Annotated in this window: 7 protein-coding genes; 2 read left to right on the top strand and 5 right to left on the bottom strand. The window is 61.5% G+C overall.

Annotated elements, in window-relative coordinates:
• Positions 1-3 precede the first annotated feature (3 nt).
• From prfB to G6N74_RS01760, 3 genes are all read right to left on the bottom strand, one after another.
• Positions 4-1,135 (bottom strand): peptide chain release factor 2 gene (gene prfB, locus G6N74_RS01770; protein WP_165113611.1). Its coding sequence is split into 2 segments (ribosomal slippage): positions 4-1,068 and positions 1,070-1,135, totalling 1,131 coding nucleotides; the frame shifts between segments, so codons are not numbered across the junction.
• A gap of 122 nt (positions 1,136-1,257) precedes the next feature.
• On the bottom strand, positions 1,258-3,714 hold the full coding sequence (locus G6N74_RS01765) for a penicillin-binding protein 1A (protein WP_165113609.1): 2,457 nt from the start codon (positions 3,712-3,714) through the stop codon (positions 1,258-1,260).
• Between the two features lie 219 nt (positions 3,715-3,933).
• Positions 3,934-5,166, bottom strand: coding sequence for an N-acetylmuramoyl-L-alanine amidase (locus G6N74_RS01760; protein ID WP_165113607.1), 1,233 nt, complete (start codon positions 5,164-5,166; stop codon positions 3,934-3,936).
• Positions 5,167-5,822: 656 nt separating this feature from the next.
• Here G6N74_RS01760 and G6N74_RS01755 point away from each other — a divergent pair.
• Complete coding sequence (locus G6N74_RS01755; protein ID WP_165113604.1) at positions 5,823-8,708, top strand: ribonuclease E/G; 2,886 nt, start codon at positions 5,823-5,825, stop codon at positions 8,706-8,708.
• An 83-nt stretch (positions 8,709-8,791) separates the two neighbouring features.
• On the opposite strand, the gene G6N74_RS01750 is transcribed toward G6N74_RS01755, so the two are convergent.
• Together G6N74_RS01750 and G6N74_RS01745 are read right to left on the bottom strand one after the other, a co-directional pair.
• Entirely contained in the window at positions 8,792-9,721 is a 930-nt protein-coding gene (locus tag G6N74_RS01750; RefSeq protein WP_165113602.1) for a glutaminase, read from the bottom strand.
• Positions 9,722-9,731: 10 nt separating this feature from the next.
• Positions 9,732-10,880, bottom strand: coding sequence for a pyridoxal phosphate-dependent aminotransferase (locus tag G6N74_RS01745; protein WP_165113600.1), 1,149 nt, complete (start codon positions 10,878-10,880; stop codon positions 9,732-9,734).
• Positions 10,881-11,014: 134 nt separating this feature from the next.
• Here G6N74_RS01745 and G6N74_RS01740 point away from each other — a divergent pair, with 134 nt between their 5' ends.
• On the top strand, positions 11,015-12,409 hold the full coding sequence (locus G6N74_RS01740) for a M48 family metalloprotease (RefSeq protein ID WP_165114411.1): 1,395 nt from the start codon (positions 11,015-11,017) through the stop codon (positions 12,407-12,409).
• The last annotated feature ends 72 nt before the right edge of the window (positions 12,410-12,481 follow it).

Below are 12,481 nucleotides of genomic sequence, written 5' to 3'. Positions count from 1 at the left end.
CTATCAATCGATGTCGGCCACCGGCTGGCCCGTACCGCCCTCGATGCGATGCGAGAGCGAGGCTTCCATGAACTCATCGAGATCGCCGTCGAGTACGTCGGACGGGCTGGAGCTTTCCATGCCGGTGCGAAGATCCTTCACCAGCTGGTACGGCTGCAGGACGTAGGAACGGATCTGATGTCCCCAGCCGATTTCAGTCTTGGAGGCTTCGGTCGCGTTGGCGGCGGCCTCACGCTTCTTCAGTTCCTCTTCATAAAGCCGCGAGCGCAGCATTTCCCAGGCTTTCGCCCTGTTCTGGTGCTGCGAGCGACCGGCCTGGCAGGCAACCGCGATGCCGGTCGCGATATGCGTGATGCGCACCGCCGAGTCTGTCGTGTTGACGTGCTGGCCACCGGCGCCCGACGAACGATAGGTGTCGATGCGCACGTCGGATTCGTTGACGTCGATCTGGATGTTGTCGTCGATGACCGGATAGACCCAGATTGACGAGAACGAAGTGTGGCGGCGCGCGTTGCTGTCGTAAGGCGAGATGCGCACAAGGCGGTGCACGCCCGATTCCGTCTTCAGCCAGCCATAGGCGTTGTGCCCCTTGATCAGGATCGTCGCCGACTTGATGCCGGCCTCTTCGCCATCATGGACTTCCAGCACCTCGACCTTGAAACGACGGCGCTCGGCCCAGCGCGTATACATGCGCAGAAGCATGTTCGCCCAGTCCTGGCTTTCGGTACCGCCGGCACCGGCATGCACTTCGAGATAGGTGTCGTTGCTGTCGGCCTCGCCGGAAAGCATCGTCTCGATCTGGCGCGCCTTGGTCTCGCCAGCAAGCGAGCGGATCGCGGTTTCGGCTTCCGACACGACGTCGGCGTCGCCCTCTTCCTCACCGAGTTCGATCAGGCCGATATTATCCTCGAGCGAGCGGGACAGGCTGGTGATCGAGTTGATTCCGTCATCCAGGCTTTGACGTTCGCGCATCAGCTTCTGCGCTTCCTGGGGATCGTTCCAGAGGGTCGCATCCTCCGAACGCATATTCAGGTATTCAAGCCGCTTTAGCGCCTGATCCCAGTCAAAGATGCCTCCTCAGCAGGCTTATGGCCTGCTTGATTTCGTCGACGAGCTTTTCCGTTTCTGCACGCATGGCAGGCTTAATTCCTTTTGAAGTCTTGGCCGTTCGGATTGGCGCGGAACATAGGCAGGCGGCCTGCGCCTGTAAAGCGAATAGGGCCGGCAAAAGACCGGCCCCTTCACAAATTTGCCGGATCAGTAGAGGCCGCCGCCGCCCTGTGTGATGGCCTGGCTGGCGCGCGGCGAAAGGGCTGCCCCGCTGCCGTTGCCGCCGTCCTCGCCCATACCGATAATCCAGTAGCTGTCGGCAGGACCGGTTCCCGGCTTGAACGCCTCGACGATCGTTCCGCCATCGCCCTTCGACGCCCTCATGCCGGTCTTGCGGTTGATGGCGATGAGCTTCATGCCTTCCGGCACCTTGAAGTCGACGATCGGCATGCCTTTCATGGCATCGCCCATGAATTCCTTGAAGATCGGCGCGGCAAGGCCGCCGCCGGTCGAGCCCTTGCCGAGGCCCTGCGGCTTGTCGAAGCCCATGTAGAGGCCCATGACGAGGTTCGGCGTGTAACCGACGAACCAGGCGTCCTTTTCGTCGTTGGTCGTGCCGGTCTTGCCGGCGATCGGGCGGCCAAGCTCAGCCAGCGTCATGGCGGTACCGCGAATGACCACGCCTTCCATCATGGAGGTGATCTGATAGGCGGTCATCGGATCGAGCACCTGCTCGGAATTGTCAGTCAGTTCAGGCTCGGGCTGATCCGACCATTCGGTCGCCACGCAGGCTTCGCAGCCGCGATCGTCATGCTTGAAGACGGTCTTGCCGTAGCGGTCCTGAATGCGATCGATCAGCGACGGCTTGATCTGGCGTCCGCCATTGGCCATCACCGAATAGGCCGAAACCATGCGCATGACGGTGGTTTCACCGGAGCCGAGCGCCATCGGCAGATAAGGCGCCAGATGGTCGTAAAGCCCGAAGCGCTCGGCATATTCTGCCACCAGCTTCATGCCCATGTCGTTGGCCAGGCGCACCGTCATCAGGTTGCGCGAGCGCTCGATGCCCGAGCGCAACGTCGCCGGCCCCGCCGACTTGCCGTCATAGTTCTTCGGCGTCCATGTGGTGTTTCCGACCTTGATGGTGATCGGGCCGTCCATGATCACGGAGGCAGGCGTGTAGCCATTGTCGAGCGCTGCCGCATAGACGAACGGCTTGAAGGACGAGCCGGGCTGGCGCATCGCCTGCGTGGCGCGGTTGAACTCCGATTCCGAATAGGAGAAGCCGCCGACCATTGCCAGGACACGGCCCGTATGCGGGTCCATCGCGACAAGACCGCCCGAAACCTCCGGCGGCTGGCGAAGCATATAGGAGCCTTCGGCGCCTTGCTTCGGCTCAACGAAGACCACATCGCCGGGCTTCAGCACGTCGGCCGGCGAATTTGCCTTGACGCGCTGGCCATTGACGAGGTGACGCATGGCGAAGCTCATATCGTCCTTGGCAACGGTGCCCTGCTCGCGCTCCTTGACGATATCGCCAGAGGCCTGTCGCTTGGGCTGCAATCCAACCGTCAGGCCGGAAGCTGAACTGTCGAGCACGACGGCGAGTTGCCATTCGGGCACGTCGTCGAGGCCCTTGACCTCGCTGAGAGCCTTGCCCCAGTCGCCATCGACGGAGATGTTCTTGACGGGTCCACGGTAGCCGCGCAGCGTGTCGTATTTCAGAAGCCCGTGCTGCATTGCCTTGCGGGCAAGGCGCTGAAGCTTCGGATCGAGCGTCGTGCGAACCGAAAGGCCGCCTTCGTAGAGCGCATTCTCGCCGTAGCGCGAAATGATCTCACGGCGTACTTCCTCGGTGAAATACTCGCCGGCGAAAACATAGTTGCCGTTGCGCCGGGGCGTAACACCCAGCGGCTCGGCCTTGGCCTTGGTGCCTTCTTCGCGCGAGACGTAACCGTTGTCGACCATCTGGTCGATCACCCAGTTGCGGCGCTCGATCGCGCGGTCGGTGTAGCGGAACGGATGATAGTTGGACGGGCCCTTGGGCAGCGCGGCGAGATAGGCGGCTTCGGCCACCGTCAGTTCATTGACCGACTTGTTGAAATAGGTCAGTGCCGCACCGGCGACGCCATAGGCGCCGAGGCCGAAGAAGATCTCGTTGACGTAGAGCTCGAGAATACGATCCTTCGAGTATGCCTGCTCGATGCGGAAGGCCAAAATCATCTCGCGGATCTTGCGATCGTAGGTCTGGTTGGAGGTCAGCAGGAAGTTCTTCGCCACCTGCTGCGTGATCGTCGAAGCGCCAACCGGCCGGCGACCCGAGCCCATATTGCGCAGATTGGTGATGACCGCGCGGCCAAGGCCTGTCAGGTCGACGCCCGGATGGTTGTAGAAATTCTTGTCTTCGGCCGACAGAAACGCAGCCTTGACGCGATCGGGAACCGCCTGGATCGGCAGGTACAGCCGGCGCTCACGCGCGAACTCGCCCATCAACGCACCGTCCGAAGCGTGGATGCGGGTGGTCACCGGCGGTTCGTATTTCGCCAGAACCTCGTAGTCCGGCAGGTCCTTGGTGATATGGCCAAGATAGACCGCCACGCCTGCCGCCATGAGGAGCGCAAACGCTGTGCCGATGCCGAAGAAATAGCCTATGAGACGAATCATGCCCGCTCCAGTCCGTGGGTCGGGAGTTCCTCTGCCAAAAGAGCGCCCCTCGCAAGACGCCCGAGAAACCCCGATCCTTTGCGGCCAAGCAATGTCGCGCCGATGTGGGCAAAATGCGGCAGCCTGGCCAAGCCCTTCGGATTACGCATCATTAAACCGCAAACTGTTGTGCTTACGCAACGCCAAAAAACAGAACGACCGGCGCAATCACATCGCGCATCAGCCGCCCGCCGCCGTTTTCGCAGCTGCAAATGATGCAACCGCATTGGAGATGCTTTCCGCCGCTTTGCCACGCCAGTCGGGATTACGCAACTGTTCCTCGTCCTTTGGGTTCGAAAGATAGCCGAGTTCGACCAGCACCGAAGGCACGTCGGGCGCCTTCAAAACCCGAAAACCGGCAAACCGGTGCGGATTGTTGATCAGGCCGACCGAGTTCGCCAATTCGCCGACCAGCGACTTTGCAAATTTCATCGAGAAGCCGTGCGTCTCGCGTTTGATAAGCTCGATCAGGATATCGGCTACTTCCTGATTCTCATCCTTGATCTCGATGCCCGCAAGCTGGTCGGACAGGTTTTCGCGATCGGCAAGCGCCTGCGACTCGGCGTCGGAAGCCTTGTCCGACACCGTATAGACGGTCGCCCCGCGAATACCCTTCAAGCGGATCGTGTCGGCATGGATGGAGATAAAAATATCTGCTTCGTGCTGGCGTGCGATCCGCACCCGCTCGTCCAGCCGCAGGAACTCGTCCTTGTCGCGAGTCATATAGATATCGTATTTGCCGCTTTCGGCGAGCTTGGCGCGCAGTTCCAGCGCAAACGCAAGCGTGATCGATTTTTCCTGCGTGCCGCTCACCCCCTCGGCGCCGCTGTCGATTCCACCGTGTCCCGGATCGATCACGACGGTGAATTTTTTGGCGGTCCGGGCAGCCGCCTGGCCGATACGGTCGGCCTTGGCGGTCGTTTCGGTCGATCCCGTCGTCTGCGACTGGATGGCAAGCGCTTCCTCGAACTGGCGATCGGAGGCTGCAGTGATATCAGCGACCAGCCTGTAGCCGGCCGAATCCTCGTTTTGCAGCACGTCGAGCTTTTCGACGGTGAATGGCCCTTTCGCCGTGAGGATCAGGCGAGATGTGCCCTCCTCCAGCTTTCCGAAGCGGACATTCTGTATCAGCCCACGCGCCTTCAGCTCCTTCGAGTCGAGCTTGAACTTGGTTTCAGGCAGATCGATCACCAGGCGATGCGGCCCGCGCAGCAAAAACCACTTGGGCTCGGGCTCCTGGTCGAAATTCATGACGATGCGCATATGCACGGCGTCGCCGGCCATCTTGTAGTCATGCGCCTCGAGCGGCGCGGCAGATACGGGAGAGGACAGGAATACAAACAGGCCCAAAACGAGAAAAAGGAACGAACTTCCGATGCGGACGACGTTCCGTCTCATCCCGGCAAGGCCCATTTCCGCCACCCTATGCACTCTTCCAAGATCACCGTTCAGACATCCGGCGCAGACGCGATAAGCCCGCGCGCTGATTAATGATTGGTATCGACATAAGGTTAACCAAGCCTTTTTGATATTGTCTTTGTGCTGTCTCCTTAAGTTCTCAACGGCTTTTTGCCGGCATCTGAATCGGGGTTGCTTTGAACCCCGCCAAATCATAAAAGCGGTACTGGACCATCGCAATGCCTGGAACCGTTACTGCGCAGCTTCCATATTCGGTCAAGCGACGAAACAACGGCTCAAATCGCGGCGGCGATTAGAGGGCGTTAGGTGGTCGCGACGGATTTCTTCAGGGTGCTTCCGCTGACTTGGAACCCTTGAGGTGAGGAAAACGGCCGGAAAGACATTCCGTGCCGGCTCATAGGAGCAAAACAGCTGGTCCGGATTTTCCGGGCTTTGGTTCAAAAGGTTCCGCAAGGCTACGATGGCTTCAAGCGCAATCATGGCAAGTTCCGCATCTTACCGCGCCATTCCGGCTGCGGGCGGCTTGTCTATGGCGCTTCGGCAGCGGCCAGCGGACGTTAAAATGCCCGGCATGCGTTTTTCACCGCATGGTCTGCAGCGGATCTCGCTGCGGCTGACACGGTTGGCGGCTGCCGGCAGGAAACAAGATAATGCCCAACAAGATGCTAATAGACGCCTCCCACCCGGAGGAAACAAGGGTTGTCGTAGTACGCGGTAGCCGCATTGAAGAATTTGACTTTGAATCCCAGGACAAGAAGCAGCTCAAAGGAAACATCTATCTCGCCCGCGTAACGCGCGTCGAACCTTCCCTTCAGGCGGCCTTTGTCGAATACGGAGGAAACCGGCACGGTTTCCTCGCCTTCAGCGAAATTCACCCCGACTACTACCAGATCCCGGTTGCGGACCGTCAGGCGCTGTTGCGCGCCGAGGCGGAAGACGCCGAGGATGAGGACGACGAAGACGGCGAAGACCGCTCCGACCGCAATCGCGGCCGCAACAAGCGTCGGCGCGGCGGCAAGAACCGTCCTCGCAGCGGTGACGAACAGCGCGCCGGTTCCGAATCGGGTGACGAAGGTGCAGCCTCGGACGCCGAGAGCGATTCCGATGAGCATGCGGTCTTTGTCGAAGCCTTTGAAAGCGACGAGAGCGAAACCACCGTTTCCGAGCAAGATGCTTCGCCGGAGAGTGGCGACAGCGACAGCAGCGAACAGTCTGACGACGAAACCCCGTCGAATGACAAGGGACCGTCGATGGCAGCCGCCATTGATGGAGATGTCGTCTCCGAGCCGGTCGATGAAGCAACCGCTTCCGCCGATTCCGACGGCGACGAGGCTCCTGCCGAGAACGTCCGTGGACGCGTCGAGGAAGTCTCCGGCTCGCATGACGACGACCATGGCGTCGAATCGGTCGGCGCGGAGGACGCGCTGGAAGAAGTGCGCAATCGCCGCAAGCCGATGCGCAAGCACTACAAGATCCAGGAAGTCATCAAGCGCCGGCAGATCCTGCTGGTGCAGGTGGTCAAGGAAGAGCGCGGCAACAAGGGCGCGGCCCTGACGACCTACCTGTCGCTCGCCGGTCGCTATTCCGTGCTGATGCCCAACACGGCGCGCGGCGGCGGCATTTCGCGCAAGATCACCAATGCGCAGGACCGCAAGCGCCTCAAGGAAGTCGTCCAGGACCTCGAAGTGCCGCAGGGCATGGGCGTCATCCTGCGCACGGCAGGCGAAAGCCGCACCAAGGCCGAGATCAAGCGCGACTACGAATATCTGATGCGCATGTGGGAAACCGTCCGCAACACGACGCTTCAGTCGACCGCGCCCGCCCTCGTCTATGAGGAAGGCAGCCTGATCAAGCGCTCGGTGCGCGATCTCTACAACAAGGATATCGACGAGGTTCTTGTCGCCGGCGAGGATGGCTACCGCGAGGCCAAGGACTTCATGCGCATGCTGATGCCCAGCCATGCCAAGGTCGTCCAGCCTTATCGCGACACCACGCCGATCTTTGCCCGCAACGGCATCGAAGCCCAGCTCGACCGCATGGTGCAGCCGCAGGTGACGCTGAAGTCCGGCGGCTACATCATCATCAACCAGACCGAGGCGCTGGTCGCCATCGACGTCAACTCCGGGCGCTCCACCAAGGAACATTCGATCGAGGACACGGCGCTTCAGACCAACCTTGAAGCCGCCGAGGAAGTCGCCCGCCAGCTTCGCCTGCGCGACCTGGCCGGCCTGATCGTCATCGACTTCATCGACATGGAGGAGAACCGCAACAACCGTGCGGTTGAAAAGCGCCTCAAGGACCATCTGAAGAACGACCGTGCCCGCATCCAGGTCGGACGCATCTCGCATTTCGGCCTGATGGAGATGTCGCGCCAGCGCATCCGCGCCAGCGTGCTCGAATCGACGATGAAGCCCTGCCCGCATTGCGGCGGTACGGGTCATGTGCGTTCCGATTCTTCGGTGGCGCTGCTTGTCGTGCGCGCGATCGAAGAGTTCCTGCTCAAGGACTCGCGCCACCACATCACGGTGCGCACACCCGTTGCGACCGCCTTCTACGTGCTGAACCACAAGCGCAGCACGCTGGTGGAACTCGAGCATAAGTTCGGCGTCACCATCACGCTCGAGCCTGACGACACCGTCGGCGCGCAGCATCATGTGATCACGCGCGGTGCGGTTGCCGAAAAGCCGCTCGTCTCGCCGAATGCGATCCCTGCCCCGACCTATGTCGAGCCGGAAGAGATCGAAGACGAAATCGTCGAAGAGGAAGAAGTCGAGGAAATCGCAGTTGCCGAGGCACAGCCTGCGCGCACCGAGCGTGCCGAGGAAGGCGACCAGCGCGACCGCAAGCGCCGCAAGCGCCGGCGTCGGCGTGGTGGCAAGGATCGCGACCGCGAACATGCAGCCCCGGCAGAGGGAGAGACCGTCTCCGACGCGTCGGCTCAGGCTGACGCTGGTGACGACGACGAGAGCGAAGAAGCCGATACCGCGGCAATCGCTGCCAGCGAAGCCGAAGAGGCCGATCGCAAGAAGCGTCGTCGCGGCAAGCGCGGCGGCAGGCGCAACCGCGAGAAGGATGGCGAGGGCGAACAGTCTGCCGAATCCGGCGACGCTTCCGAAGACGAGGCAGGCGTCGAAGTCGCGGCCATTGAAGCGGTAAGCGAAACCGCCGCAGTCGAAGCCGCTCCAGCCGAGGAAACTCCGGTCGAGGAAAAGCCGAAAAAGGCTCGTCGCACCGCAAAGCCAAAGAAGGCAAAGGCGGAAGAGGCTGCTGTCGAAGCGGTCGCCGAAGTGGTCGAGGAAGCTCCGGCCCCTACCGGGAAGAAGCCTGCCAAGCCGCGCGCACCACGCCGCAAGAAGGAGGCCGAGCCTGCCCCGGCGGCCGAAGCTGCCGAGCCGGTCGCGGAAGCTCCAGCTCCGGCACCGGCACCAAAACCCGCTCCTGCAAAAGCGGCGGAGCCTGTGGTGGAATCCTCGCAGCCGGAAACCGACGACAAGCCCAAGAAGGGCGGCTGGTGGCAGCGCAAGAGCTTCTTCTAAGCCATCGTCAGATAGCTGAATGAAAAATCCCGCGTGACCGGAAGGTGACGCGGGATTTTTCTTGGCCGGAAAGCGCCAGATGATCAGGGTGCGAAGATCGACCAGTTCATGATTTTCGCCAGCTTTTCCAATGCGATGGAACCAAGCTTTGAATTGCCGTTCTCATTGAGCCCAGGCGACCACACCGCCATCGAAGCGACCCCCGGCACGATCCCCAATATGCCGCCGCCGACACCGCTCTTGCCGGGAATGCCGACGCGGAACGCAAAGTCGCCAGAGCCGTCATAATGGCCGCAGGTCAGCATCAGCGCCAGGATGCGGCGCGCACGCTCGGCCGACACGACCGAGTGCCCCGTCGCCGGGTTCAGCCCGCCATGCGAGAGAAAGCGGCCGGCCAATGCCAGTTGCCGGGCGCTCATGGCGATGGCGCAATGGTGGAAATAGACGCCCAGCGCCATCTCCGGCTCGTGGGTCAGATTGCCGAAGGAGCGCATATAGTTGGCCAGCGCGAAATTGCGGAAGCCTGTCGCCCGCTCGGAAGCTGCCACATCCCGGTCGATGATAATGGTGTCGTCATCGGTCAGGAATTGGATGAAACGCAGGATTTCGCCAATCGCCTCGCGCGGCTGATGATCTGCCAGCAGCACGTCGGTCACCACGATCGCGCCGGCATTGATGAACGGGTTGCGCGGAATGCCGAGTTCCCGCTCGAGCTGGACGATCGAGTTGAACGGGTTTCCCGATGGCTCGCGCCCTACCCGTCGCCACAGCGCATCGCCGACCTTGCCCAGCGCCAGCGTCAGCGTGAAAATCTTGGAAATGCTCTGGATCGAAAATGCTTCGTCGGCATCGCCGGCCGTCACGACGCGGCCATCCGTCAGCGCCACCGCGATGCCGAATCGCTTCGGATCGATCTTGCCCAATTGCGGGATATAGGTCGCCACCTCGCCCCGGTCGCTGCGCTCGGCCATCTCGGCTGCGAGCGCCGGCAGCACCTCTTCCAGATCCGCCATCTTTGCCCCTCTATTTCAGCCAACGCTCGATGCGCGCCACCGCCTCGACCATATCGTCATGGCTGCCGGCATAGGACAAGCGCATGAAGCGGTGGCCTGCAAGCGTATCGAAGTCGCGTCCGGGTGTGGCCGCAACATGCGCCTCGGCCAGCATGCGCCGCGCGAATTCCATGCTGTCATTGGTCAACCGCGAAACATCGCAGAAGGCGTAGAACGCGCCATCCATAGGTGCCGCCAGCGCGAAGCCGATTTCCGGCAGCCGGCGCATCAGCAGCTCTCGGTTCCAGGCATAGCGCGCCTTGACCGCTTCCAGCTCAATCGTCGCCTTGAACGCCTCGCTTGCCGCAATCTGCGAAAGTTCGGGCGCGGAGATGTAGAGGCTTTGCTGGATCCGCTCGACCGGCCGCACCAGCTTTTCCGGCAGCACCATCCAGCCAATCCGCCAGCCGGTCATGCAGTAGTATTTGGAGAATGAGTTGATGACGGTCACGTCGTTGCTGTGAACAAGCGCAGTCGTATCCGGCCCGGAATAGGCAAGCCGGTGATAGATTTCGTCGGAAATCACTGAAATGCCGAGGTTTTCCGCCATTGCCACCAGGGCTGCAAGTTCCTCCGGTGGAACCACGGCTCCGGTCGGATTGGCCGGGCTGGCAAACAACACGCCCTTGAGCGGCTTTTCGCGATGCGCGCTCTCCAGATGAGCCGCATTCAGGTAGGCCGCGCCCTCGAGCTCGATTTCGACCACGTCCAGGCCGAGCGCTTTCATGATGTTGCGATAGGCTGGATAGCCGGGAGCGGCGATCGCAACGCGGTCGCCAGGATCGAACATAGCCAGGAAAGCCAGATTGAAAGCAGCCGACGAGCCGGTCGTCACCGCGATGCGCGCGGGCGGAACGTCGATGCCATAGTGCTCGCCGTAATGCGCAGCAATTGCCTTGCGCAACGTCGCGGTGCCAAGCGCGTCCGTGTAGCCTATGCGCCCATCCTGCAGCGCGCGCGCTGCCGCTTCGCGCACCAGCGTCGGTGCGGGGTCGGATGGCTGGCCGACCGCCATGGAGATGACCGGCACGCCAAGCGCCTTCAGCCGATTGGCCTCGGCCAAAACGTCCATGGCGTGAAACGGCTCGACATCGCCGCGTCGGGAAAGCGAAACAACCATTCTTTCATCCACTTACGTCGCCGCTTTGAAAGCTGCGCCGCACAAATGCCCTATTGCTATGGGGATCACAAGTTCATCCATTTTGTGTCCGAGCTTTTCATCGAGCTTTCGCTCGTTTACCAGTAGGCATCATGATGCAGGCAAATATTCTTTCGGCATTCGCTTCGAAAACGGCGCGCTCGTTCCTTGCGGCTTCATTGGCCGTAGCCGTTTCGACGACAACGACAGTCACCGCATTCGCGCAGGCCAATCTTCCGATCGTGCGCGACGCCGAAATCGAAGCGCTGGTGCGCGACTATGCGCGGCCGATCTTCCGGGCTGCCGGCATTTCCAAATCCGGCATCGACATCATCCTCATCAACGACAAGCGCTTCAACGCCTTTGTTGCCGGCCGCCGCATGTTCATCAACACCGGCGCGCTGATGCAATCGGAGACTCCCAACGAAATCATCGGCGTCATCGCGCATGAAGCCGGGCACATCGCCGGCGGCCACCAGGAGCGGCTGCGCGAACAGCTTGCCCGCGCCCAGACTATGGCAATCGTCGCCGGCCTCCTCGGCGCAGGCGCGATCGTGGCGGGTGCGGCGACCAAGTCGGGTGAGTTGGCCCAGGCCGGTGGCGGTATCGCCATGGGCGGCGGCGAGATGGCACGGCGCGGCCTGCTCAGCTACCAGCGCACCGAGGAAAACACCGCCGACCGCTCAGCGGTCACCTATCTCGAAGCGACCAACCAGTCGACCAAGGGCATGCTGACGACTTTCGAGCGTTTCCAGAGTGCGCTCTCGCTGTCCGGCGCGCGCGTCGATCCTTATCAGATCAGCCATCCGATGCCGCAGGATCGCATCGCAAACCTTGAGGAACTGGCGCGCAAAAGCCCCTATTTCGACAAGAAGGACTCGCCCACGCTCCAGCTTCGCCATGACATGATGCGCGCCAAGATCGCCGCCTTCACCGACGGCCAGGGCGCGACCTCGCGCATGTTCCGCAAGGATCCGAAAGGCCTTGCCGCCCAGTATGGCGATACGCTGAACACCTTTCTCTACGGCAATCTCGGTTCGGCCTCGTCCAAGGTCGAGTCTCTGATCAAGCAGCAACCGAAAAATCCTTATTTTCAGGAGCTGCGCGGCGACATACTGATGAAATCCAATCAACCTGCCAAGGCTGCCGAAGCCTACGCCAAGGCCGTTCAGCTCGACCCGGTGAAGTCCGGCATCCTGCCGATCTCCTACGGTCAGGCATTGATCGCCGTCGGCACGCCGGATTCGCTGAAAAAGGCGATCGTCCAGATTCGCAACGGCCTCGATCGCGACCGCGAAAACGCCGTCGGCTATCGCTATCTGGCGCAGGCTTACGGCCAGTTGGGCGAAATCCCCGAGGCCGAACTTGCAACGGCGGAGGGCAATTTCTACGGCGGCAAGTATCAGGACGCCAAGATTTTCGCGGCCCGCGCGCAGACGAAATTCAAGCCCGGAACCCCGGGCTGGGTGCGAGCGCAGGACATCATAAATTTCCGCACTCCGAAAAAGTGAATGACCGCCGGTTGGGCTTTGCGCACCGGCATGCAACAATTTTTACACAACGCGCGGCTACTTTGCCTCTTC

The organism is Mesorhizobium zhangyense (assembly GCF_011045115.1).
Classification (GTDB): Bacteria; Pseudomonadota; Alphaproteobacteria; order Rhizobiales; family Rhizobiaceae; genus Mesorhizobium_M; species Mesorhizobium_M zhangyense.
The sequence above is the reverse complement of the archived record's forward strand: the minus strand, read 5'-3'. Positions and strand labels throughout refer to the sequence as shown.

Coding starts and splice junctions, on each gene's coding strand:
- G6N74_RS01745 (WP_165113600.1), bottom strand. CDS start 10,880: ATGGTTGTTTCGCTTTCCCGACGCGGCGATGTCGAGCCGTTTCACGCC.
- G6N74_RS01750 (WP_165113602.1), bottom strand. CDS start 9,721: ATGGCGGATCTGGAAGAGGTGCTGCCGGCGCTCGCAGCCGAGATGGCC.
- G6N74_RS01765 (WP_165113609.1), bottom strand. CDS start 3,714: ATGATTCGTCTCATAGGCTATTTCTTCGGCATCGGCACAGCGTTTGCG.
- G6N74_RS01760 (WP_165113607.1), bottom strand. CDS start 5,166: ATGGGCCTTGCCGGGATGAGACGGAACGTCGTCCGCATCGGAAGTTCG.
- G6N74_RS01755 (WP_165113604.1), top strand. CDS start 5,823: ATGCCCAACAAGATGCTAATAGACGCCTCCCACCCGGAGGAAACAAGG.
- G6N74_RS01740 (WP_165114411.1), top strand. CDS start 11,015: ATGCAGGCAAATATTCTTTCGGCATTCGCTTCGAAAACGGCGCGCTCG.